The sequence below is a fragment of the Alishewanella sp. BS5-314 genome (assembly GCF_025377695.1).
Lineage (GTDB): Bacteria > Pseudomonadota > Gammaproteobacteria > Enterobacterales > Alteromonadaceae > Alishewanella > Alishewanella aestuarii.
In genome coordinates this window covers 1,878,901-1,901,698 of record NZ_JACEHJ010000002.1, presented here as the reverse complement: position 1 = coordinate 1,901,698, position 22,798 = coordinate 1,878,901, and the positions used below count along the sequence as shown (strand labels likewise).

22 protein-coding genes are annotated in these 22,798 nt (G+C 51.0%); 15 read left to right on the top strand and 7 right to left on the bottom strand.

Translation table 11 applies throughout. From position 1 onward, the window contains the following. Positions 1-7 precede the first annotated feature (7 nt). From H1D31_RS13320 to H1D31_RS13300, 5 genes are all read right to left on the bottom strand, one after another. Positions 8-1,378, bottom strand: a complete 1,371-nt coding sequence (locus H1D31_RS13320) for an AmpG family muropeptide MFS transporter (RefSeq protein ID WP_261259308.1) — start codon at positions 1,376-1,378, stop codon at positions 8-10. An 81-nt stretch (positions 1,379-1,459) separates the two neighbouring features. Further along, positions 1,460-1,783, bottom strand: a complete 324-nt coding sequence (locus H1D31_RS13315) for a hypothetical protein (protein WP_008607181.1) — start codon at positions 1,781-1,783, stop codon at positions 1,460-1,462. Between the two features lie 116 nt (positions 1,784-1,899). Then, positions 1,900-2,478 (bottom strand): peptidylprolyl isomerase, encoded by a 579-nt coding sequence (locus tag H1D31_RS13310; RefSeq protein WP_008951267.1) that lies wholly within the window; start codon positions 2,476-2,478, stop codon positions 1,900-1,902. A gap of 12 nt (positions 2,479-2,490) precedes the next feature. Further along, the gene (locus tag H1D31_RS13305) at positions 2,491-3,042 is read right to left on the bottom strand and encodes a YajG family lipoprotein (RefSeq protein ID WP_008607184.1); all 552 of its coding nucleotides are present in this window, start codon (positions 3,040-3,042) and stop codon (positions 2,491-2,493) included. A gap of 2 nt (positions 3,043-3,044) precedes the next feature. Next, entirely contained in the window at positions 3,045-4,202 is a 1,158-nt protein-coding gene (locus H1D31_RS13300; protein WP_261259307.1) for a methyltransferase, read from the bottom strand. A gap of 32 nt (positions 4,203-4,234) precedes the next feature. On the opposite strand from H1D31_RS13300, the gene H1D31_RS13295 reads away from it, so the two are divergent. From H1D31_RS13295 to H1D31_RS13230, 14 genes are all read left to right on the top strand, one after another. Continuing rightward, positions 4,235-4,855, top strand: a complete 621-nt coding sequence (locus H1D31_RS13295; protein ID WP_261259306.1) for an alpha-ketoglutarate-dependent dioxygenase AlkB family protein — start codon at positions 4,235-4,237, stop codon at positions 4,853-4,855. 122 nt (positions 4,856-4,977) lie between these two features. Then, positions 4,978-5,307, top strand: coding sequence for a BolA family protein (locus H1D31_RS13290; RefSeq protein ID WP_008607189.1), 330 nt, complete (start codon positions 4,978-4,980; stop codon positions 5,305-5,307). Between the two features lie 86 nt (positions 5,308-5,393). Next, positions 5,394-6,587: an enoyl-ACP reductase FabV gene (fabV, locus tag H1D31_RS13285; RefSeq protein ID WP_261259305.1), complete on the top strand. Its 1,194-nt coding sequence runs from the start codon at positions 5,394-5,396 to the stop codon at positions 6,585-6,587. Positions 6,588-6,840: 253 nt separating this feature from the next. Further along, a complete protein-coding gene (locus tag H1D31_RS13280; protein ID WP_261259304.1) occupies positions 6,841-8,178 on the top strand; it encodes a Na(+)-translocating NADH-quinone reductase subunit A in 1,338 nt (445 codons plus the stop codon). Between the two features lie 2 nt (positions 8,179-8,180). Beyond that, a complete protein-coding gene (locus H1D31_RS13275) occupies positions 8,181-9,386 on the top strand; it encodes an NADH:ubiquinone reductase (Na(+)-transporting) subunit B (protein ID WP_261259303.1) in 1,206 nt (401 codons plus the stop codon). Then, positions 9,379-10,173 (top strand): Na(+)-translocating NADH-quinone reductase subunit C, encoded by a 795-nt coding sequence (locus H1D31_RS13270; RefSeq protein WP_008607197.1) that lies wholly within the window; start codon positions 9,379-9,381, stop codon positions 10,171-10,173. The genes H1D31_RS13275 and H1D31_RS13270 overlap by 8 nt, the downstream gene beginning before the upstream one ends. Then, the gene (locus H1D31_RS13265) at positions 10,166-10,798 is read left to right on the top strand and encodes an NADH:ubiquinone reductase (Na(+)-transporting) subunit D (protein WP_008607199.1); all 633 of its coding nucleotides are present in this window, start codon (positions 10,166-10,168) and stop codon (positions 10,796-10,798) included. Before H1D31_RS13270 ends, H1D31_RS13265 begins: the two co-directional genes overlap by 8 nt. A 10-nt stretch (positions 10,799-10,808) precedes the next feature. Next, a complete protein-coding gene (gene nqrE, locus H1D31_RS13260) occupies positions 10,809-11,417 on the top strand; it encodes an NADH:ubiquinone reductase (Na(+)-transporting) subunit E (RefSeq protein WP_261259301.1) in 609 nt (202 codons plus the stop codon). A gap of 19 nt (positions 11,418-11,436) precedes the next feature. Then, complete coding sequence (nqrF, locus tag H1D31_RS13255) at positions 11,437-12,663, top strand: NADH:ubiquinone reductase (Na(+)-transporting) subunit F (RefSeq protein WP_008951273.1); 1,227 nt, start codon at positions 11,437-11,439, stop codon at positions 12,661-12,663. A gap of 66 nt (positions 12,664-12,729) precedes the next feature. Beyond that, the gene (locus H1D31_RS13250; protein WP_261259300.1) at positions 12,730-13,737 is read left to right on the top strand and encodes an FAD:protein FMN transferase; all 1,008 of its coding nucleotides are present in this window, start codon (positions 12,730-12,732) and stop codon (positions 13,735-13,737) included. A gap of 14 nt (positions 13,738-13,751) precedes the next feature. Beyond that, on the top strand, positions 13,752-13,964 hold the full coding sequence (gene nqrM / locus H1D31_RS13245; protein ID WP_008607204.1) for a (Na+)-NQR maturation NqrM: 213 nt from the start codon (positions 13,752-13,754) through the stop codon (positions 13,962-13,964). 51 nt (positions 13,965-14,015) lie between these two features. Further along, positions 14,016-15,305 carry an NCS2 family permease gene (locus H1D31_RS13240; protein ID WP_261259299.1) on the top strand — a complete coding sequence of 430 codons (1,290 nt, stop codon included), beginning with the start codon at positions 14,016-14,018 and terminating at the stop codon, positions 15,303-15,305. Between the two features lie 68 nt (positions 15,306-15,373). Then, complete coding sequence (locus H1D31_RS13235; RefSeq protein WP_261259298.1) at positions 15,374-18,040, top strand: ATP-binding protein; 2,667 nt, start codon at positions 15,374-15,376, stop codon at positions 18,038-18,040. After that, on the top strand, positions 18,037-18,876 hold the full coding sequence (locus tag H1D31_RS13230; protein ID WP_261259297.1) for an HDOD domain-containing protein: 840 nt from the start codon (positions 18,037-18,039) through the stop codon (positions 18,874-18,876). The genes H1D31_RS13235 and H1D31_RS13230 overlap by 4 nt, the downstream gene beginning before the upstream one ends. Before the next feature lie 48 nt (positions 18,877-18,924). Here the strand turns inward: H1D31_RS13230 and H1D31_RS13225 are convergent, their stop codons facing one another. After that, entirely contained in the window at positions 18,925-19,824 is a 900-nt protein-coding gene (locus H1D31_RS13225; RefSeq protein ID WP_065954563.1) for a recombination-associated protein RdgC, read from the bottom strand. Between the two features lie 47 nt (positions 19,825-19,871). Further along, positions 19,872-21,620 carry an ATP-binding protein gene (locus tag H1D31_RS13220; RefSeq protein WP_261259296.1) on the bottom strand — a complete coding sequence of 583 codons (1,749 nt, stop codon included), beginning with the start codon at positions 21,618-21,620 and terminating at the stop codon, positions 19,872-19,874. A gap of 139 nt (positions 21,621-21,759) precedes the next feature. Here H1D31_RS13220 and H1D31_RS13215 point away from each other — a divergent pair, with 139 nt between their 5' ends. Further along, a complete protein-coding gene (locus H1D31_RS13215; RefSeq protein WP_261259295.1) occupies positions 21,760-22,695 on the top strand; it encodes a sensor domain-containing diguanylate cyclase in 936 nt (311 codons plus the stop codon). The last annotated feature ends 103 nt before the right edge of the window (positions 22,696-22,798 follow it).

Genomic DNA, 22,798 nt, shown 5'->3' with positions numbered 1-22,798 from the left:
TCTTGGACTAGGTTGAGGTTCGTTGCTGTTCACGTTGTTGTAATTTCTTGCCGACAATCAACAATAAGCACAAGCCGGGGATCACCATCAGCGCGGTGATCACAAAGAACAGCGCCCAGTTACCTGCTAATGCATCGACTAACTCACCACTAAAGGACGCCAGCGTGGTGCGGCCAAGATTGCCTAATGACGCCAGTAAGGCGTACTGCGTAGCAGTAAAGGCGCGGCCGGTTAGCCAGGTCAGGAATGAGACAAAGGCCACTGTAGAAAAAGCCGCGGTAAAGTTATCTACCAGAATAGCGGCAATAAACAGCTCCGGTTTCGGCCCTGCCAGTGCAATCCAGGCAAACATCAGATTGCTGGCTGCCATCGCTACACCGCCGATAAAAAGGCCACGGATAATACCAAAACGGATATTGATGGCGCTACCAATCAGGGTAAAACCAATGGTCGCCACCCAGCCAACCAGCTTGGAGTATTCTGCGATCTGTTCGTTGCTAAATCCCACTTCTTTATAAAACTGGATCGACATCCGGCCCAAAAAGGCTTCACCAATCTTAAATAAGAACACGAAACTCAGGATCAGGATGGCCAGTTGCCAACCGTTACGGCGGAAAAACTCCACAAAGGGTTCAAATACCGTAACCGATAGCCAGACCAGATAGGGTTTGCCGGCAGTGCGGCCCAGTGATGCCTGATAGCGCGCGGCGGCAGCTTGCTGTAACTGCTCACGCTCTGTGTTTGGTTCGCGGCTTAGCAGGGTAAAGATCATCAACAAAGCGATCAGCGCGGCCATACCCAGATAGACCGCCGGCCAGCCATACTGATCAGCATGGCTAAACGCCAGATAGCCCGGCAGTGAATAGCCGGTCCACCAGCCAATTACTCCCATCGCTGCCGCCGGTGCCACCCGAATGGTATCATCGCCAATCAGCTCAATCCGGTAGGCGTCGATCGCCACATCCTGGGTAGCAGACGCCAGGGCAATGGTCATCGCCAATAATGAGGTAAATAGCAGGCTTTCACCGGGGTTAGTGTAGGCAATAGCCAGCGTGGCTAACAACATCAGGCTTTGCATTAGCAGGATCCAGCTGCGTCTTTGTCCCAGATAGCGGCCGAGTAGCGGTAGTTTGATCCGATCCAACAGCGGCGCCCAGAGAAAATTCAGCGCATAAACCACAAAGATGGAGCCAAAGTAGCCAATAGCCGCCCTGGACAAGCCAGCGTCGTTCAGCCAGCCACTCATATTGGAGCCGATCAATACCCAGGGAAAACCGGAAGCACAGCCCATAAAAAAAATAAACAGCAACCGGATATCCTGATAACTGGCAAGCGCCTGGCGCCAGCTTTGTGCCGCACCTTGTTGTTTTGAGAGCATAAAAAAACCTTGCAGAGAATTGAGGCTGACCTTAACAGAGACTAAGGCGGCGGCAAAGCCTTTTGGTTGCAGAAAATTGGCTTAAAGTGGGCGTAAACCGACGCAATCGGCCGGGCGTTGGCCTTTGCCGGCCAGATAACCGAGGCAGTGTTGCAGCCGGCGCTTCAGTTGTCGGTCGGCGCGTAATTGCTGTTCCGGCCAATATTCCAGCTGATGCAGCAGATGCCAGAACACCCGCTCCTGATAACTGGGTGGCCAGGCAGGACGCACCGGCAGCGCGGCCCATTCCTCCAGCGTGTCCCAGATAAACAGATGCAATTCTGCCTGCGGCAATTGGCCGCGCAAAAAACGCGAGGCATAAAAAACCAGCTGGCGGGATTTTTGCTCAATAAAACCTTGTGGCATGCTCCTGCTCCGGTCGGGCGACCTTTGCCTCAGTATAGTGCAGAAACGCTGACCCTGCGGGGCCAGCGGCGTTTTTTCTGCAGCTTAATCTGGAGCGGGATAGTTTGGAGGGGCGGCTATTCCTGCGGCAGCAACACGACCATTTTCAGGATAATCGGCTCTTTTGGTACATCCGGCCAGCCCAGTTGCTCTGATACTTCAGTTTCGATTTGTTGAATTTTTTCCAGCACGTCCATGCCAGATACCACCTGACCAAACACTGTATAGCCCCAGCGACTGCCAGGGTCCAGGCTTGGGTTATCGTTCAGATTAAAATAGAACTGGCTATCAGCACTGTGCGGATCGCTTTGTCTGGCCATAGCAATGCTGCCCAGCTGATTTTTTAAGCCGTTGCCTGACTCATTAAAAACCGGCTTTAAGGTCTCGATGGCTTTGAAGTCCGGGTTATAGCCACCACCCTGCAGCACAAAACCCGGGATCAGGCGGTGGAACACCGTATTGTTGTAACTGTTTTTCTTCACATAGCTAAGAAAGTTATTGACCGTTAACGGCGCCCGGCTGCGGTCCAGCTCGACCACGATGTCGCCATGCGAGGTCATCAGCTGGACTTTAGGAAACAGATTATCCGGTTGCATAAACTGCCCGGCTGATAAGGCCGGGCTTAGTAGCAATAAGCAGCAAAGCAGAATACGCATCTGTGACCTCCGTTAATTCAGGGCATCTTTCCAGGCCGGGTCCTGCAGCAGCTGATTTAATACCTGCTCGGTAAGTACCCGTAATTCGCGCTCAACGGCAGCCAGGTCAACTTTTAACGGCGAGGTAAAGTTACTGTCACCGGCATAGGATTTAGTAAAGGATCCATTATCGCTTTGGATAAAAACCGTCATTGTTACCTGGTTAGTGACCTGATGATCCAGCGGCCGTTGAATTACATTAGATTGCAACTGATTGATCTGGATTTTCATCTGTACCGGACTCTGGCTATTCAGCGTCGCACCTTTTTCCTGTAACGCAGCGGCTACGGTTTGCTCCAGCTGGGCGCGCACGTCATTGCTGGTGCGGTAGTGCTGTTCATTGCTGCCCTGGCGGATGGTCAGCGTCTGAGCTCTGGGGCGCAGATCGACCAGTGCAAAACTAAATACCTTGCCGTTTAGCTCCATTTGCTGCGGCCAGAAGATCTGGGGTGCCACAATAAAAGACGGCACCTGGGTGGCACAGCCAGCCAGCAGTATTGCCAGCGTCAGCCATAAATAGCGCATAGTTAACTCCTTTTGGTGGACTCTAGAATAATAAATTTCGGGTTAGCCGCTAATTGCCGGCAATTACCAAAGCATTTTGCCAGTTGTTGACGGTAAGGCAAATGGCGGTTGGCGACAATTCTGATTTTACCACCGGGTTTTAATACCCGTTTGGCGTCGTAAAACATCTGACTGGCAATATGGGTGGTCACTGCAGCTTGCTGATGAAAGGGTGGATTACAGAGTACCCAGTCGGCACTGTTATCGGCTTGCTGGCTCAGACAATCATCGACCACAAAGTGGCAACGCGATAGCGCGGCAGGAAAATTTTCTGCCACACTGAGCCGGGCCGATTCGACGGCCATATAAGATTCGTCCGTCAGTAGCAGCTGACAGTCTGCTTGCTGAGCCAGGATCTGCAGGCTTAACATGCCGTTACCACAGCCTAAATCAATGACCTGTTGTCCGGCAGTGACCGTGGGTAAATGTTGCAGAAAAAAGCGGGCGCCGATATCCGGTTTGTCGCGGGCGAACACATTGGCATGATTCACCAGCATAAAACCGGTTTCAGGTAATGGCCAGCGGCTTGGATAATCCGGGGCAATATGGGGTAATCCCGGCTGCCATTGGCAATCCAGGTAACGGCACTTGCGCAGGGTCAGTGAGGCCTGAGTCGGACCGATATAGCGGGCAAAAATGGCCAATACGTTGCGGTGAATATCTTTGGCTTTGGCGGCAATCAGCAGCTGGGTATTGGCGCTGAGCACCTGACTCAGTGCTGACAGTTGCCAGGCCAGATAACTGTGATTAGCCGGTAGTTTTAGTAATACCAAATCGGGGGCTGCAGGCAAGCTATCCAGACTGGTCAATTCGATAATGCCCTCCTGCGTCAGGCCATTTTGTTGCCGGTTATGGCGACATGCCTGCTGGGCGATATAGGAGTCTTGCACCAGATATTGCTGACTGTTGCCAAGCGCGCAGGACAGAGCACCAAAGCTATCATTTAAAATCAGGATCTTGGCGATTCTGCCACTGGCGGTGATGGCGCTTAACGCGGGTAGGGCGCGATCCAGCAACAGTTCGTCAGCGGCATCCCAGGCCTGTAAACTGTGATTAGGCTGTTGTAGTGGCCAACGTGCCAGTTGCAACTGTAAGTCAGCGCGGGTAAACAGAGTATTCATAACAACCTATTTAGAACAAAGAGGGCGCTATTTTGACACGGGCTACCCCCAGCGACAACCGCAATCAGCAACGGCAATATTTCAGTTTACCGCAGGCGGAGCTGCAGCTTTGGCCGGCATTTTTGCCGGCCACGGCGGCTGATCAACTACAGCAAGTGTTAAGTCAGCAGTTAGCCTGGCAGCGAGCCAGTATCCGGCTTTATGGTAAGGCGGTGCCAATCCCAAGGCGGCAGGTGTGGATGGGGGAACCCCACTGTCAATATCGTTACTCGGGCACCGACTTTTTGCCAGAGCCCTGGCATCCGGCAGTCAAGTCGCTGGCGTCACAGCTGAGTCAGGCCTTACAGCTGCCGTTTAATTGCGTGTTGTTAAATCAATACGCCGATGGTCAGGATCATATGGGCTGGCATGCTGATGATGAGCCGGAACTGGGTGTCGCGCCGCAAATTGCGTCGGTCAGCCTCGGCTATCCGCGCCGCTTTGATTTAAAGCATCGCGAGCTGGACTTTCAGCTGCAGCTGATGCTGCCGCATGGCAGCTTGCTGTTGATGGCGGGCGAATGTCAGCACTACTGGCAGCATCGCTTACCAAAGCAGGCGGCGGCGAACACGGAGCGGATCAATCTGACCTTTAGATACATAGCACCAAAATAATTATTTTTATAATGCCGTTATCAGCTTAGACAAGATCAAGCTGTTGCAGCTTGATCGACTGGGGACAAAGCGGCCGGCTTTGACTAAAATTAAGTTCAGGACGCCAACAGGAGCTGGACAAGATGTTAATCCATACTGCAATAGAGCAAAAATTACTGGATGCTTTTAACCCTATTCATCTGGACGTAGTCAATGAGAGTGCCAACCATAATGTGCCGCCAGGTTCGGAATCGCATTTTAAGGTGGTGATTGTGACCCCGCAGTTTGAAGGCATGCGCTTATTACAGCGCCACCGTGCTGTGAATGCCATTGTCGCGGAAGAGCTGGCTGAGAAAATCCATGCCCTGGCTTTACATACCTACACGCCGTCGGAATGGTACGAATATTATGCGGAAAAACCGCCGGTGTCGCCGAAGTGCTTTGGTGGCAGTAAAGCCGAAAAAGCATCCTGAGCACGATTTTTGCTGATCCGACCTGTTTTTAGCGGTAAAGTTTTACACTAGCGACACTTTTCATAAAGACAACAGCAGGATTGGCTATGGTTATTCAACCAAAGATTCGTGGTTTTATCTGTACTAACGCACACCCGGTTGGCTGTGCGGAGCATGTAAAAGAGCAAATTGCTTATGTTAAGCAGCAAGGGCCGGTAAGCGGTGGTCCAAAGAATGTGCTGGTGATCGGTGCCTCTACCGGTTATGGCCTGGCCTCACGCATTACTGCCGCCTTTGGCTCAGGTGCCGCGACCCTGGGGATTTTCTTTGAAAAAGAACCGACTGAGGGTAAAACCGGTTCTGCCGGTTGGTATAACACTGCCGCTTTTGAAGCTGCTGCCGATGCTGAAGGTTTATGGAACAAGCACTTAAACGGCGATGCCTTTACCGATGAGTTAAAAGCCAAAGCGATTGATTTGATCCGTCGCGAAATGGGTAAAATTGATCTGGTGGTGTACAGTCTGGCCGCACCACGGCGTAAAGATCCGGTGAGCGGTGAGGTTTACAGCTCGGTACTCAAACCTATTGGTCAGGCCTATACCGCCAAGAATCTGAATACATCGAAGCGTGAAATTGAAGAAGTGTCGGTAGAGCCGGCCAATGAAGAAGAAATCTTTAATACCGTTAAGGTGATGGGTGGCGAAGATTGGGAACGCTGGCTGGATCAACTGCATGCCGCCGGTGTGTTAGCAGACAACTGTCAGACGGTCGCTTATACCTATATTGGCAAGGAACTCACCTGGCCAATCTACGGCAAGGCGACAATCGGCAAGGCAAAAGAAGATCTGGATCGTGCTGCCGCTGCCATTACCGCTAAGCTCAGTGCGCAGCAGGGTAAAGCCTATGTTGCGTCATTAAAGGCCCTGGTGACTCAAGCCAGTTCGGCTATTCCAATTATGCCGCTGTATATCTCGCTGTTGTATCGGGTGATGAAAGCTGAGGGTACCCATGAAGGCTGTATTGAACAGATTAATGGTTTGTTCCGTCAGGGCTTATATGCGACAGCCCCGCAACTGGACGATGCCGGCAGGTTACGGATGGATGGCAAAGAATTAAGCGATCATGTGCAGCAGGCCGTGAAAGACTTATGGGGCCAGGTCACGACAGACACTATCGATAGTCTGACCGATTATGTCGGCTACCATAATGAGTTTTTACGTTTGTTCGGCTTTGGCTACCAGCATGTGGATTACGAGGCGGATGTGTCACCGCTGAGTCCATTACAGCATCTGGTCAATTAGTCGTATTGACAAAGCCGCAAAAACCGCCCAAGGGCGGTTTTTCTCTACCCCCGACAGGTGGTAATTGGCACAGAATTTTTGGTAATACCATGGATAGAAGACGGTATTAGTGCTAAAATTCGCGACTTTAATACGTGTATCTGGTTAACTTTTGTACAATTGCAGGTGGTGCAAAACGCAAACCAGGTGTGCTGCGCTGGCGCAGCTGAAAAACTAGGCCCTGTTTCTTCCCAAAATAGTAGTGCAAGTACGTATGATAAAACTCAAAAAAGGCTTGGACATTCCCCTTGCAGGCAGTCCTAAACAAGAGATCACTACGGGCAATGCCATTACTACTGTCGCCGTACTCGGCGAAGAGTATGTAGGTATGCGTCCGACCATGGCGGTCGAAGTGGGTGACAGCGTGAAAAAAGGTCAGGTGCTTTTCGAAGATAAGAAAAACCCTGGCGTGAAATTCACAGCTCCGGCAGCTGGTACGGTGAAGGAAATCAATCGTGGCGCCAAACGGGTACTGCAATCGGTAGTGATTGCGGTGTCTGGCGATGCGGCTGAGACTTTCACGCAGTATCCGGCCGAGCAACTGGCTACCCTGAGTGCAGAACAGGTAAAACAGAACCTGGTGGATTCAGGTTTATGGGTTGCCTTCCGTACCCGGCCCTTTTCCCAATCTCCGGCTATTGATAGCACGCCGCGCGCCATCTTCGTTAACGCGATGGATACCAATCCGTTGGCCGCCGATCCTGCAGTGATAATCAATGCCGATGCCGAAGCCTTTAAGCAAGGTTTAACGGTGATCTCGCGCTTAACCGACGGTAAGACCTACCTGACTAAAAAAGCGGGTAGCAGTATCCCTAGCGTCAGCCAGGTTACTGTCGCTGAGTTTGACGGTCCACACCCGGCTGGTCTGGTTGGTACCCATATCCATTTCCTGGATGGTGCTGGCGCCAAGAAAGTTGTTTGGCACCTTGGCTATCAGGACGTTATTGCCATCGGTAAGCTGTTTACCACCGGTCAGCTGTACAGTGAGCGTGTGGTTGCTTTGGCTGGTCCTGTAGTGAAAAATCCACGTTTGGTGAAAACCGTACTGGGTGCGTCAACTGCTGAACTGACAGCCGGTGAACTTGCCGACGGTCAGAATCGTATTATTTCTGGCTCAGTGCTGGCTGGTACTACAGCGCACGGTGTGCACGGTTATTTAGGGCGCTTCCATACTCAGGTTTCAGTGTTGGCTGAAGGCTTTGAAAAGCACTTCCTGGGCTGGATTGCACCTGGTGCCGAGAAGCATTCAGTAACCCGGGCTTATTTGGGCCATTTAAGTCCGAAAAAGCTGTTCAACCTGACGACCACCACTAACGGTTCGTCACGCGCCATGGTACCAATCGGTAACTACGAGCGGGTAATGCCGCTGGATATCCTGCCTACGCTGTTACTGCGTAACCTGATTGCCGGCGACACTGACGAGGCAGCAACTTTAGGTTGTCTGGAATTGGACGAGGAAGATTTGGCACTGTGTACCTATGTGTGCCCAGGCAAATATGACTACGGTACCATTCTGCGCAACTGCTTGACGACCATCCAGAAGGAAGGCTAATCATGAGCTTAAAGCATTTTTTAGAGCGCATTGAGCCGCAATTTGAAAAAGGCGGCAAATACGAAAAGTGGTACGCTTTATATGAAGCTGTGGCCACTGTTCTTTACACGCCTGGTTATGTAACCAAAAACGGCACTCATGTGCGCGACAGTATCGATCTGAAGCGGATTATGATTTTCGTTTGGTTAGCCTTGTTCCCGGCACTGTTCTTCGGCATGTACAACATCGGCCATCAGGCAGCACTGGCGCTGGCGCAAGGTTTTGCCACGCCGGATACCTGGCAGGTAGCGATTTTCTCAGCCTTAGGTGGCGAATTGACTGCTGACTCCGGTTGGGGTAGTAAGATGTTTTATGGTGCCGTCTGGTTCCTGCCTATCTACGCCGTGACCTTCGTTGTTGGTGGTTTCTGGGAAGTTTTATTTGCCTCTGTCCGTAAGCATGAAGTGAACGAAGGTTTCTTCGTCAGTTCAATCCTGTTTGCGTTAATTCTGCCTGCCACTATTCCGCTGTGGCAGGTTGCGCTGGGTATCACCTTCGGTGTCGTTGTTGCCAAAGAAGTGTTTGGTGGTACAGGCCGTAACTTCCTGAACCCGGCGCTGGCTGGTCGTGCTTTCCTGTTCTTTGCTTACCCGGCACAAATTTCCGGTGACGCAGTGTGGACTGTTGCTGACGGTTATTCAGGCGCTACCTGGCTGAGTAAAGCACAGATGGGCGAACTGGACTATGTTGCAAACACGCAGCTGTGGTGGGATGCATTCCTGGGCTTTATTCCGGGTTCAGTCGGTGAAACATCAGTATTGGCGCTGTTAATAGGTGGTCTGGCGCTGATCTACTTCCGCATTGCGTCCTGGCGTATCGTGCTGGGTGTGATGGTCGGTATGATCCTGACCAGCTACCTGTTTAACGCTATTGGTTCGAACACTAACCCGCTGTTTGCTATGCCTTGGCACTGGCATCTGGTGCTGGGTGGTTTTGCCATCGGTATGTTTTTTATGGCGACAGACCCGGTATCGGCGTCTTTCACCAATCAGGGCAAGTGGGCCTACGGTATTCTGATCGGCTTTATGGTGGTGATGATCCGTGTGGTTAACCCGGCTTATCCAGAGGGCATGATGTTAGCGATCCTGTTTGCTAACCTGTTCGCTCCTTTATTCGATTTCTTCGTGGCGCAAGCCAATATCAAGCGGAGGCTGGCACGTAATGTCTAGTAATAACGACAGCATCAGCAAAACGCTGATCGTAGTAATTTCTTTATGTCTGGTCTGTGCCATCGTGGTGTCTACTGCGGCGGTACAATTACGGCCAGCTCAGCAAGCGAATAAAAAGTTAGACTCGCAAATCAACATTTTGCGCAGTGTCGGTCTGGTTGAGGGCAGTGCACCAGCCGCCCGGGTAGCGGAGCTGTTTAACCAGCATATCGAAACCCGTCTGGTGAACCTGAGCACGGGTGAAATTGATGCCAGCTGTGACCGCAGCTGTGCTGAAAATTTTGATTACCGTAAAGCGCTTAAAGATGGTCGTGCTCTGGCTCAGCCTGATGATGTCGCCTCTATCCGCCGCATCTCTGAATTTGCGCCTGTGTATCTGACTTATGATACTGAGCGTAATCTGAAAGCGATCGTGCTGCCGGTACATGGCTATGGCTTATGGTCCACTATGCACGCCTTCCTGGCGCTGGAAGTGGATGGTAATACCATTATCGGTCTGAACTACTATGAGCAGGGTGAGACACCAGGCTTAGGTGGTGAGATCGAGAACCCACGCTGGAGAGCGCAGTTCGTCGGTAAGCAACTGACCAACGAAGCCGGTGAGCTGGCGTTATCTATCCTGAAACCCGGTAACGCTGATCCGCAATCTGCGCATCAGGTTGATGGTTTATCAGGTGCAACGCTGACTGCCAATGGCGTGCAGAACACCTTTACTTTCTGGATCGGTGAGAATGGTTTTGGTCCATTCCTGGCTAAAGTACGTCAAGGAGCCTTAAGCAATGGCTAATGCAAAAGAAATCAAAACCGTACTGTTCGGGCCGGTTTTTGCCAATAACCCGATTGCGCTGCAGGTACTGGGTATTTGTTCTGCGCTGGCAGTAACAACCCAGATGTCCACTGCTTTGGTTATGTGTCTGGCACTGACCTTTGTAACGGCATTTTCTAACCTGTTTATTTCGACGATTCGTAACCATATTCCGTCCAGTGTGCGGATTATTGTACAGATGACGATAATTGCGTCGCTGGTAATCGTCGTTGACCAGTTCCTGAAAGCTTATGCTTACGATTTATCGAAGCAGCTGTCAGTGTTCGTTGGCCTGATCATCACTAACTGTATCGTAATGGGCCGTGCTGAAGCCTACGCGATGAAGAGTACTCCGGGGATGAGCTTCCTGGATGGTATCGGTAACGGTTTAGGTTACAGTGTGGTACTGCTGGTGGTTGCCTTTATCCGCGAACTGGGTGGTTCAGGTTCAGTGTTCGGCGTACAAATTATGCCACTGATCAGTGAAGGCGGCTGGTATCAGCCTATGGGTATCCTGTTGATGCCACCAAGCGCCTTTATCATTATCGCCTGCTTTATCTGGGTATTGCGGACTTTCCGCCCAGAGCAGGTTGAGAAAAAGGCTTAAGGAGTAACGCATGGAACATTATATTAGCCTGTTTGTACGTGCCGTTTTTATTGAAAACCTGGCACTGGCCTTCTTCCTCGGTATGTGTACCTTCCTGGCGGTATCGCAGAAGATTAAAACTGCCTTTGGTTTAGGTGTTGCGGTTATCGTGGTACTGGGTATTTCCGTGCCGGTGAACAATCTGGTGTACGCTAATCTGTTAGCTCCGGGCGCTTTAGCCTGGGCCGGTTTCCCGGATGCAGATTTAAGCTTCCTCGGCTTTCTGACCTATATCGGCGTTATTGCGGCGCTGGTACAGATCCTGGAGATGGCGTTGGATAAGTATTTCCCTGCGCTGTACAACGCCCTGGGGATCTTCCTGCCGCTGATCACAGTAAACTGTGCGATCTTCGGTGCGGTAGCCTTTATGGTTGAGCGTGACTACACCTTCGGTGAGAGCGTGGTATTCGGTTTAGGTAGTGGTGTCGGCTGGGCGCTGGCGATTACCTTACTGGCTGCAGTACGTGAAAAACTGAAGTATGCCGATATTCCGGATGGCTTACGCGGTCTGGGCACTACCTTCCTGGTAGTAGGGTTAATGGGATTAGGCTTTATGTCCTTCTCCGGCGTTCAACTGTAAGCAGTAGAGGAATAGCACCATGCAAGAGATTTATCTTGGCGTTGGCATGTTCACTGTCGTGGTACTGGCGCTGGTATTTATTATCCTGGCCGCCAAGTCAAAGCTGGTTGCCAGCGGCGACATTACCATCAGTGTTAACGGTGATCCAAGCAAAGCCATTAAAACCAAAGCCGGCGGCAAGCTATTAAGCGTACTTGCCGATAACGGTATTTTCCTGTCATCTGCCTGTGGTGGCGGTGGTTCCTGCGGTCAGTGCCGGGTACATGTGCACGCTGGTGGCGGTGAAATTCTGCCAACTGAGCTGGGCCACATCACCAAGGGTGAAGCCCGTGAGGGTTGCCGATTATCCTGTCAGGTTAATGTTAAATCTGATATGGAGATCGAGGTAGAACCGGAGATTTTCGGCATCAAGAAATGGGACTGTACTGTTATCTCTAACGATAACAAAGCGACCTTTATCAAAGAACTGAAGCTGCAGATCCCGGATGGCGAATCTGTGCCGTTCCGTGCCGGTGGTTATATTCAGATCGAAGCGCCAGCCCACCATGTTAAGTACAAGGATTTTGATATTCCTGAACAGTACCGTGGTGATTGGGAACGCTTTAAGTTCTTTACGCTGGAATCTAAAGTTGATGAGCCGACCATTCGTGCTTACTCAATGGCGAACTATCCGGAAGAAGAAGGCATTATTATGCTGAACGTGCGGATCGCAACGCCGCCACCAAATAACCTGACATTACCTTGCGGTAAGATGTCGTCCTTTATCTGGTCGTTAAAAGCCGGTGACAAGGTGACGATTTCCGGTCCATTTGGTGAGTTCTTTGCCAAGGATACCGATGCTGAGATGGTATTTATCGGTGGTGGTGCCGGTATGGCGCCAATGCGGTCGCACATTTTTGACCAGTTACGCCGCTTAAAATCCAAGCGTAAGATCAGCTTCTGGTATGGCGCCCGCTCTAAGCGCGAAATGTTCTATGTCGAAGATTTCGATATGCTGGCAGCAGAGAATGAAAACTTCGTATGGCATACGGCGTTGTCAGATCCGCAGCCAGAGGACAACTGGACAGGTTATACCGGTTTTATTCATAACGTGATTTATGAAAACTACCTGAAAAACCACAAAGCGCCGGAAGACTGTGAATTCTATATGTGTGGTCCGCCAATGATGAACAAGGCAGTGATCAACATGTTGAAAGACTTAGGTGTAGAAGACGACAACATTCTGTTGGACGACTTCGGTGGTTAATCAACCGCAAACACGGTAAAATAGGGGCGACTTGGTCGCCCCTTTTCTTTTGCCGGAGTAGTAAATATGTGGTCTGTCTGTCGTTTGTTTCCGCTGTTGTTGCTGTTACTTGTGGTGGGGTGTCAGCCCGCACAGCAGGCGAAAGAGTATCAGCTAGAAGGCAAGACCATGGGCACTTACTATGTGGTGAAATTCTACAGTGAACAGCAGCCGGATCTGACTGCACTGCAGCAAGAGCTGGATACTGAGCTGGAACTGATCAACGATCTGATGTCGACCTATCGGCCGGAGTCAGAACTGATGCGCTTTAACCGTCAGCAGACTACTGAGCCGGTCACGCTCACGCCACAAACTGCGAAGGTGATTGCCGAAGCAATCCGGATTGGTCGGCAAAGCGGTGGCATTCTGGATGTGACTGTTGGCCCCTTGGTTGAATTGTGGGGCTTTGGTGCTCAGGGACGCATTACTCATGCCCCGGAGCAAGCCCAACTGGATGCCATTCGCGCTTATGTCGGGATAGATAAAATTGCGTTAGAGGGGCAGGTGCTGCGCAAACTTGAACCGCGGGTGGCGATTGATTTATCGACTATTGCCAAGGGTTATGGTGTAGATCGCCTGGCTGAAATTCTGCTGGCACATGGTTATCAAAGCTTTATGGTCGATATTGGCGGTGATATGCGGGTAGGTACTGCCAAGCCAAGCGGCCCCTGGAAGATTGCGATTGAGCGTCCGGTCAGTAACGAACGTTCAGTACAGCGGATTTTGGCGTTACAGAATATCGCCCTGGCAACGTCAGGTGATTATCGCAACTACTTTGAAGAAGACGGTATCCGCTATTCACATCTGATTGACCCGCGTAGCGGCAAGCCCATTCAGCATAAGACTGTATCCAGTACTGTGCTGCATCCGGATGCGATTGTTGCCGATGCTTATGCCACCACCTTAAATGTGTTGCCTGCTGATGAGGCGCTTGCCTTTGCCAATCAGCACCAGCTGGCAGCGATCCTGATTGTAAAAACCGAAACCGGTTTTGAAGAGCGCTATTCTGATGCGTTCACACCTTTTTTAAATTAATCCTGAGGTAGCGTATGACGATCTTTTTGCTGACATTTGGGCTGTTTTTGGTGGTGGTGGTAGCGATGGCGGTCGGCTATCTGCTGCAGCGCAAAACGCTGGCCGGCAGTTGTGGCGGTTTAGGTGAGCTGGGCATAGATAAAGCCTGTGATTGTGATAAGCCGTGCGAAAAGCGGCAAAAACGGCTGGAAAAAGAAAAATTCTGGCAGGATAACAAAATTATCTAACGTCCTTTCTTCTTACTGCGGGTCGCGTCCAAGCGTCCCGCCGGAACTGATATGCTCGAGCAACTGTTCAAAATATCCGCCCGCCACAGCTCGGTCCGCAAGGAGCTTTTGGCCGGTCTGACGACCTTTATGGCGATGTCTTATGTACTGTTTGTCAATCCCAGCTTACTGGCGCAGGCCGGTATGGATCATGGCGCGGTCTTTGTCGCAACCTGTCTGGCCGCTGCACTGGGCTGTGTATTGATGGGGCTGTTGGCGAATCTACCGATCGCCCTGGCACCGGGTATGGGGCTAAATGCCTTTTTTACTTATGTGATAGTACTGGAGCAGGGCTATAGCTGGCAGACGGCGCTGGCTGCGGTATTCTTTTCCGGTTGTTTGTTTTTACTGCTAAGCATTTTTAAGATCCGGGAATGGATTATTAACAGTATCCCCTTGCCGTTAAAACTGGGTATTGCTGCCGGCATCGGCATGTTTCTGGCGTTGATCGCGCTGAAAACGGCCAATATTATCGTTGCCAGCCCGGCAACACTGGTTACTCTTGGTGATCTGCATAGTCCACAGGTACTGCTAGCTATTGCCGGCTTCTTTCTGATCTTTGCGCTGGCGCATCGCGGTTGGCATAGCGCTGTCCTGGTCAGTATTTTGCTGGTAACCCTGGCCGCCTGGTGGTTAGGTGACAGTGAGTTTAGCGGTATCGTTGCTATGCCACCCTCGCTGGCACCGACCTTTATGCAGCTGGATTTCACGGCAGCGCTGACACTGAGCATTATCCCGGTAGTACTGACCTTACTGTTTCTCGATTTATTTGATACCTCAGGTACGCTGGTAGCGGTAACCCAAAAAGCGGGCTTGTTACAAGCAGATGGCAAGGTGCCGGACTTAAGCCGTGCGCTTGTGGCCGATAGCAGCGCCAGTATGGTTGGCGCCTTGTTGGGGACTTCAACTACCACCAGCTATGTCGAAAGTACCAGTGGTGTGGCGGCAGGTGGGCGCACCGGGCTGACTGCTATTGTAACAGGCCTGCTGTTTTTATTGGCCTTGTGGTTTTCACCACTGGCTGCCATGGTACCGGGCTATGCTACCGCAGGAGCCTTGCTGTATGTAGCGACTTTGATGCTGACCAGCTTACAGCATGTTGAATGGGATGATATGTTGCAGGCGGTACCGGTCGCGGTAGTGCTGATTATGATGCCGCTCACCTTTTCGATTGCCGATGGTATTGGTATGGGTTTTATCAGCTACGCCGTACTTTGTCTGCTCACCGGTAAAGTGGAACGAACTACCCTGAGTGTCTGGCTGTTGGCGCTGATTTTTATGGCGAAATTTATTTTCGCCTGACTTGTTCTGCTGCCTGATGCTCGTTATGCTGTGACCAGGGTAGTTTAGCAAAGGAAGGTACAGACCAGATGAAGCTCAGAGCCACGCTGCTGGTCTATATTATTCCTTTATTGGTGCTGCCGGTGCTGGCATTGGGCTACCTGGCTTATCAGTTTAGCGGCCAGTATCAACAACAAGAGTATTACAATCAGGTCGCGTTAAAGCTGCAACAACAACAACAAGAGTTAAATGAGTTTTTGTTGTTTCATCAGATCCGGCTTTCGGTATTGGCTACGGCCCGTACCTTAGTACAGCATATCCAACAACCGCTACCCGAGAGTCGGGAGTTAACCCGCCAGTTATTTCAAAAGTTCGTTGAGCAGGACGCCAATATTCACGCTATCAAGCTGTTACGTCTAAATGGTGATGAAGATACGCTTTATCCTACTGCCAGCACTGAGCAAACCGTCCCCGAGCGCTTTAGAAATGAGTATTTTTCTGCCATTCAGGGCATGATAGATGAGCAGGGTATCTTTATTGCACCAGATGGCGCAGAGCGGCAACTGAAGTTATTTTTTGCCCGTAAGCTTTATCTGCCGGACAGCGCCGGCAACCGTCAGCTGTGGGGCTATTTGCTGATCGTCACTGAGCCGGCGGCGTTTGCCAGAGTAGTGCAGGACCCGGTAACGCCACAAAGTGTAACCTTAATTATCAACCGCACGGCAACCATTGCCTACGCCGCAAATGAGGCCCTGATTGGCAGCGCCTTTACCCCCAGCCATTATCGGGCCTTGCAGCAAAGTATCGACCAGACCCGGTTCAGTCAGGGTTTATTACTCGGCCAACCCAAGCTATTGGTAGGCCGTAATCTGGCCGGTCCCTATCAGCTGTTATATGGCATTGATGCCGCTGAGCTGTACCAGGATGCCGCCAACTGGCCGCTATGGATTGCCATCTTTACCCTTACCTTGGCGTTGTTGGCCCCTTTGTTGATTTATCGATTATTGATCCGGCAGGTGTTTGAGCCTGTTCGGCAACTCACTTTAGCCAAAACTGCGGTGGGTAAGGGGGATCTGTCTTTTGTGCTGGAGCCGCGGCGGCCGGATGAACTCGGTGATATGTTTGCTGCTTTTAATGTGATGGTCCGGCAATTGCGTGTCTATCGGGAGCGGGAGCTGGCGTATAAGCAGCAACTGGAAGAGAAGGTACTACAACGCACTCAGGCGCTCGCCCGGGCTAATGATGATCTGGCCGCCGCTAACCAGGAGTTGATCGTAGCGCGGGAGCTGGCGGAGCAAGCCAACCGGTTAAAAAGTGTATTTTTAGCTAATATGAGCCATGAAATCCGCACGCCGCTGACGGCAGTGATCGGTTTTAGCCAGCAGGCCTTGCAGGAGCAGGACGCCTCGCGGCGCTCTGACTATCTTAGCCGGGTGCTGCGCAGTAGTGAGCATTTACTGCAGCTGATTAATGATATTCTGGATCTGTCGAAAATCGAAGCGGAGAAACTGGAGTTACAGCCAGAGCATTTTAACTATCTGGCGATGCTGGATGAAATTTATCAGCAGATCCGGGAACAAGCGATGCAGAAAGGTTTGGCCTGCCAGCTGGAGCTGCATTTCCCGCTGCCTGCTGAGCTCTTTAACGACAGTTTACGGGTGCGTCAGGTATTGCTGAATCTGACCAGTAATGCGGTTAAATTTACCCGCAAAGGTAAAATTGTGATTAGTGTCAGCTATCAGCCGCTGCGTGCGCTATTATCAATTAAGATAAAAGATACCGGCATTGGCATGACGGCTGAAGAAGTCTCCCGCTTGTTTCAACCTTTCGTTCAGGCCGATGCGACTGTTACCCGGCACTTTGGCGGTACCGGTCTTGGCCTCTGTATTTCGAAGAAGCTGATGGAGCAAATGGATGGCGATATCCAGGTGCAAAGTGTCAAAGGTGTGGGGAGTAGCTTCGAAGTACAGTTTCGGTTGGCGCCAAATCCAAGATTGGTCGACAGTTATCAAAGCTGCACTGCGGCGGCGGAACCAAGCCAGCCATTAACCCTGCCGGCTTCGTTACGGGTATTGGTTGCGGAAGATAATCCAGACAATCAACTACTGCTGGAACTGATGCTACAACAGCTTGGGCTGGAACATGTTATGGTGGAGAATGGTCATCAGGCGGTGGAGCGGGTGCTGGTCGAGTCTTTTGATTTGATTTTTATGGATATGCAAATGCCGGTGATGGGCGGCGAGGAGGCAACCCGGTTAATTCGTCTGGCCGGGATCCAAACACCTATTGTCGCCGTTACTGCTAATGTGATGACTGAAGACGCAGAGCGTTATCGTCAGGCCGGTTGTCAGGACATTCTGGCCAAGCCGGTGGTGCCACAGCAATTCCAGCAGATGATTCAGCGTTATGCCCGACAAAATGTCGGTAAAGCGTCAGCGCTGGAGCAGCAACTGGCGGCTGATCCGGCGATGCAGCTGTTACTGCAACAATTCCGGCAGCAATTACCGGCACTGTTAGCAGAATTGCAGCAATTGGCCGCTGCGGCTGACTGGTCAGCACTTGGCTTTGCGGCGCACAGTTTAAAAGGCAGTGCTGGCAGTATGGGTTATCCGGAACTGACCAGATTAGCGGGCTTGCTGGAGAAGTCGGCAAGTCAGGCAGCGAAAGATGAGATATTCAGGTTGTTGCAACAAATGGACGGTGAGTTAGCACCGCTGGCAGAAGCAGGGTCAACAGAGGAATTATCACAGCAATGAGCGCACAACAAGCATTACTGACCATTCTGGATGAAAAGATTAAAACTGATCGCTTACTGCTACCGACCCTGCCGGAGATCGCGCTGCGGGTTCGACAGTATGCCGATGATTCTGAGGTGACCCTGGCGCAAATGGCTGAGATTATTGCGCAGGATCCGGCGCTGGCTGCCCGCCTGATGAAACTGGCGAACAGTGCCTTTCTGGGACGGGCCATCAAATGCAATACACTGCAACAGGCCGTGACCCGGATCGGTTTAAGTCAGATTAAGCATGTGGCGACAGCCTTAGCGCTGGAGCAGCTGTTTGTGTCTAAATATAAACTGGTGCAGCAACAATTGGATAAACTGTGGGCTGATAATGTACAGGTTGCGACTATCGCTGTGACCTGTTTGAAACTGCACCAGCAACATAACCGTGCTTGCACCCTCAGTAGCGATGTGATGACGCTCTGCGCTCTGGTGCATAATATCGGTGCACTGGCGGTGATTGCCGAGGCTGAGCGTCATCCGGAGGTGTTTGGGCACCCGGTGTTTTTACATAATCTGGTTGAGAAAGTCAGCCCCTATATCAGCGTGAAAATACTGCAGGCTTGGGATTTTGGCGCGGAGTTTCAGAGCGCGGCCAAAAACTGGCGCCTCTGTCAGGGGGGAGTACCACCGGATTATACGGATTTTATCCGGCTGGCAGCCATCTCCCGAGGCTACTATAAGTCGGCAGAAGCTGAAATCAAGTTACTGCAATATTATTTGCAGCAGCAGCTGATCACTGTACCCGAATTTAACAAGCAACCGGTATTTACTGAACTTTATAATGATATTCGTTGCTTGTTTAGCTAGAACATCAGGGGCTGCCTAACCGCTAAGATATGGCAGCCTCTGACAGCTTTAATGACTGCCGTTTACCTGAGCGCTGATTGCCTGTAATGCCTGATCCAGACTATCGGCCATCAGGATCAGATCCGCATCCAGGCGACTAATTAAATCATCCCAGCCGAGTTCCTCGTTTTGCTCAAACAGGGCGTCCGGATATTGGATCTGCTTTATACCGCCATCATCAGCGACGGTCAAAGCTAAACCTTGCTCTTGTTGTAAACTGAGCCGGGTAACCAGTTTATCCTGCAAATGGGTCTGCACCTCATCAGCAGTAAGTAGGTGGTTACTAAATTTAACCTTGGCACCTTCCTCATCTGGCGCTTTCAGCTCAACTGCGGCGCCCAGCTGAAATTGTGCCGGCAAGGACTGCTGTTGCAGCCAAAGTTGCAGTTGTTGATTCAATTTATGACTATCCAGCCAGGGCAGGGCAGGCAATGAGCCTAACGCCTTGCGCAGCAGAGCCAGGATATCCTCGGCTTTGCTGGCACTACCGGTGTTTAATACCAACCATTGCCGTTCTGCATCGTAATAGCCCTGAGTCAGGCTGGAGCGGCTGAAGGCTCTGGGCAATAACGTCTGGATCAGATCTTCTTTTAGTGCCTGCTTCTCTTTGCGACTCAGCGGCCGACCGGCCTCTGTGGCTGCCGCGTCCAGTTTCGGCGCCAGTTCTTCATTAATCACTGCTGCCGGCAACACCTTTTCCTGACGTTTTATCGCGAAATACCAGCGCTGATTTTGCTGATGGCTGTAGTGTTTGATTGAGGGATGCAGCGGGAAGCTAAAACCGCTGCGTACCGCTTCCTGGCCACTACAGGGGGTAAATTTGTATTCCGCCAGCGCCTGTTCCAGCGCGGCAGCTTCAATTGTTAAAGGCGCACTTAACCGGTACACCCGCACATTTTTAAACCACATAACAACTTAACTTCCGTTTCATTAAAGACGCTGCAGTATAACCTGCCTTAGCGAGGCAATCTTGGTTTTTTCGGGAAGTTGATATGATAATGCAAGCCCTTGCCCGGGCTGCTGTTGGCCTCAATACTGCCGCCCAGCGTCTGCCGTACCAGGTTGTAAGCGATATGAGTGCCAAGGCCACTGCCGCCCTGATCGCGTTTGGTGGTAAAGAAAGGATGGAACAGTTTCTCCAGTTGCGCCTCTGATAAACCGATACCGTTATCACTGTAATGGATATCAATATTATCGGCGTCGTCCGTAACGGTGATCCGGATCAATCCTTGCTCAATCCCCTCAAAACCGTGAATTAACGAGTTCATCAGGAAATTGGTAAAGATTTGTGAGATAGCGCCTGCCGGACAATCCAGAATAATATTCTCGGCACAGTTAACTTCGAGCTGGTGTTTGGTTTTTTTGAAGTGTGGCTGCAGCGAGCGAATAATTTCGTGAATATAGTGGCACAGATTTATGGTACGGATCGCTTCACTCGCTTGGTCGACCGCAATTTGCTTAAAGCTGGCAATCAGCTCCGACGCCCGGCTCAGATTGGATTGCAGCAAGTCGGTACTTTGGCCGGCTTCAGATAGAAAATCTTCCAGCATTTTCGGGGTAAGGGTTTTTTCACGAAAGGCCTGCTCCAGTTGACGCAAGCGCTCTGCCAGAAAACTGGTGGCCGTTACGCCAATACCGACCGGAGTATTCACCTCGTGGGTTATGCCGGCGACCAAACCACCCAAGGCGGCCATTTTTTCTGATTGTACCAACCGGTCCTGCGCCTGATTCAGGTTATCAATGGTGTCCTGCAGTTCCCGTTGCTTTTGCCGCAGGTCGAGTTCGGTCTGGCGACGCTGTTCGATTTCCTCGCGCAGCGCCTGCTTCTTCTGCAGCAATTCCTGTTTCTGTTGCTGTAGATCCATCATCGCCTGACTTAAACCTGAGGTTTTACGGGCAACTTCCTGCTCCAGCAGTAAATTTTGCTGATCCAGTTTGTTGTTGGATAACATCAGTTGCTGCTGCGTTTGCTTTAACTGCTGCTGATTATCCTGCAAGCGGTCAATTAACTTATTGTAGGCATTCGCCATTACTGTCAGTTCGGCACCTTCATCTGGCGTAATACGTACTTTAGAGCCGTCCAACTGGTCCAAATCCAGACTTTCAATCTGCTGGCTCAGATCTGCCAGCGGCTCGGTCAGATAACGCCGGAAAGCCATTAAAAACAAAATAATCAAAAAAGTGGTTTTTAGCATCGCATTACCAATCAGGAAATAGATGCCCATTTCAATCCGTTCAATGACTACTTTGCGACTAGAGAACAGAGTAACATCACCAACCTGGCTGGTACGGCCGGAAAATTCGAAGATCAATGGGAAGGTATAACCAAAGATGCCGCTTTGCTGGTCGCTCAGACTGAGTTCCTGCTGTACCAGTTGGTTGCTAAAGCGTTGCTGAATGTCGATATAGCGGCCGGACTGGGTTATAACAGTACCGTTATCATCCCGGACAATGACCCCTTCAATGGCAGGTACCGCCAGCAGACCGTCGGCGATATTCAGCGTTTGTGGGGTATTAAGCTCCCAGATAGCCCGGGTAAGACTACCGGCGAAGGTTTGTTGTAAGGTCGTCAGTTCGTTGCGGATAAAGCTTTTGGCATTGTAGTACTCGGCCACGATCTGACCCAGGGTGACGATCAGCGTCAAGATAAAATAAACCGATAAAACCTTGGTCAGCAGCTTTTTAGACAGGCTGGTTTGCGGCATGGAGTCACCCTGATTGGCGTTCGGAGCAAAAAGCGATTCACTCCTGCTACCATAGCGAATATAGTTGTTATTTAAAATAATTATTTCACAAAATAGAAGAGTTTTGGCAATAGACTTTCGCCTCAGGAGTGATAACGGCATGAATCTTAATCTGCAACGACTGGTTAATCAGTTACCTGGTGCTGTATTGGTGCTGAATAGCCGTTATCAGCTGAGCTATGTTAACGCCTTTTTATGCCAACAGTTGGAGTTACCCGAAGCCCAGATCCTGGGGCAGGATTTTTTCAGCCTGTTCCCGGAAGTACCTAAGAGCTGGTTCTGCCGTAAAATGGCTGAGGTGTTGCAGCAGCAACAAACTCAGCAGCTGAGCTGGCAACAACGTTTGTATTTGCTCAAGCTGCCGCGCCAGGCAAAGGCTGAACAAAGTGAGTTCCAGATGGCGCAGAATGTCAGCTTTATCCCGCTGAGTAATCCGCAGGAGGAGGCACAACTGGCACTGTGGCTGGAAGATGCCAGCGAGGCCGCCCGCTACCACGCTGAGGTGTTATTTAAAACGCAACAACTGAAACAGCTGGATCGTTTCGATACGCTAACGGCCTTACCAAATTGGCAATATCTGCAACAGCAATTGCAACTGGAACTGACCCGGGCTGAGCGCTACCAGCGGCCTTTAGCGTTACTGCGTTTCGAATTGGATCGTTTCAAACTGCTCAATGATCAATACGGCCATCAACACGGCGACCAGATGTTACAGGGGCTGGCCCGCCAGTTTAGCGCCTTGTTGCGCGATAATGATTTACTGGCGCGCTTGGCCGGAGCAGAGTTTGCCGTGATCTTGCCCGATACTGAGCTGGCTGGGGCTATTGAGGTTGCCCAGCGGTTGCGTCAGCAAATGGAGCAATTCTGTGCTGTGCAAAGTGCGGCCGTAAAGTTGACGATTAGCTGCGGTATCAGCACTGGCACAGCAGGCTGCAGTGTCGAAACTATGCTGCAACAAGCGGATCAGGCCTTGTATCAGGCCAAGCGGGCCGGGCGTAACCAGATCAGTATCTGGAGCGAGGCTGCGCTGGCTTAGCGTCGTGGCTGCCCACCCACAATAACAACTTAGAAAAGGTTTGACAGACGTCTAAAAGTCTGTGCATAGTGTAGTCTATGAATATAAAAGCAGCAGTACTCAC

Bases quoted from the DNA above. Each gene is read 5' to 3' on its own strand.
- nqrE (WP_261259301.1), top strand. From the start codon at position 10,809: ATGGAACATTATATTAGCCTGTTTGTACGTGCCGTTTTTATTGAAAAC.
- H1D31_RS13315 (WP_008607181.1), bottom strand. From the start codon at position 1,783: ATGCCACAAGGTTTTATTGAGCAAAAATCCCGCCAGCTGGTTTTTTAT.
- H1D31_RS13220 (WP_261259296.1), bottom strand. From the start codon at position 21,620: ATGCCGCAAACCAGCCTGTCTAAAAAGCTGCTGACCAAGGTTTTATCG.
- H1D31_RS13225 (WP_065954563.1), bottom strand. From the start codon at position 19,824: ATGTGGTTTAAAAATGTGCGGGTGTACCGGTTAAGTGCGCCTTTAACA.
- H1D31_RS13230 (WP_261259297.1), top strand. From the start codon at position 18,037: ATGAGCGCACAACAAGCATTACTGACCATTCTGGATGAAAAGATTAAA.
- nqrF (WP_008951273.1), top strand. From the start codon at position 11,437: ATGCAAGAGATTTATCTTGGCGTTGGCATGTTCACTGTCGTGGTACTG.
- H1D31_RS13240 (WP_261259299.1), top strand. From the start codon at position 14,016: ATGCTCGAGCAACTGTTCAAAATATCCGCCCGCCACAGCTCGGTCCGC.
- H1D31_RS13235 (WP_261259298.1), top strand. From the start codon at position 15,374: ATGAAGCTCAGAGCCACGCTGCTGGTCTATATTATTCCTTTATTGGTG.
- H1D31_RS13250 (WP_261259300.1), top strand. From the start codon at position 12,730: ATGTGGTCTGTCTGTCGTTTGTTTCCGCTGTTGTTGCTGTTACTTGTG.
- H1D31_RS13275 (WP_261259303.1), top strand. From the start codon at position 8,181: ATGAGCTTAAAGCATTTTTTAGAGCGCATTGAGCCGCAATTTGAAAAA.
- H1D31_RS13305 (WP_008607184.1), bottom strand. From the start codon at position 3,042: ATGCGCTATTTATGGCTGACGCTGGCAATACTGCTGGCTGGCTGTGCC.
- H1D31_RS13310 (WP_008951267.1), bottom strand. From the start codon at position 2,478: ATGCGTATTCTGCTTTGCTGCTTATTGCTACTAAGCCCGGCCTTATCA.
- nqrM (WP_008607204.1), top strand. From the start codon at position 13,752: ATGACGATCTTTTTGCTGACATTTGGGCTGTTTTTGGTGGTGGTGGTA.
- H1D31_RS13270 (WP_008607197.1), top strand. From the start codon at position 9,379: ATGTCTAGTAATAACGACAGCATCAGCAAAACGCTGATCGTAGTAATT.
- fabV (WP_261259305.1), top strand. From the start codon at position 5,394: ATGGTTATTCAACCAAAGATTCGTGGTTTTATCTGTACTAACGCACAC.
- H1D31_RS13320 (WP_261259308.1), bottom strand. From the start codon at position 1,378: ATGCTCTCAAAACAACAAGGTGCGGCACAAAGCTGGCGCCAGGCGCTT.
- H1D31_RS13215 (WP_261259295.1), top strand. From the start codon at position 21,760: ATGAATCTTAATCTGCAACGACTGGTTAATCAGTTACCTGGTGCTGTA.
- H1D31_RS13290 (WP_008607189.1), top strand. From the start codon at position 4,978: ATGTTAATCCATACTGCAATAGAGCAAAAATTACTGGATGCTTTTAAC.
- H1D31_RS13280 (WP_261259304.1), top strand. From the start codon at position 6,841: ATGATAAAACTCAAAAAAGGCTTGGACATTCCCCTTGCAGGCAGTCCT.
- H1D31_RS13265 (WP_008607199.1), top strand. From the start codon at position 10,166: ATGGCTAATGCAAAAGAAATCAAAACCGTACTGTTCGGGCCGGTTTTT.
- H1D31_RS13300 (WP_261259307.1), bottom strand. From the start codon at position 4,202: ATGAATACTCTGTTTACCCGCGCTGACTTACAGTTGCAACTGGCACGT.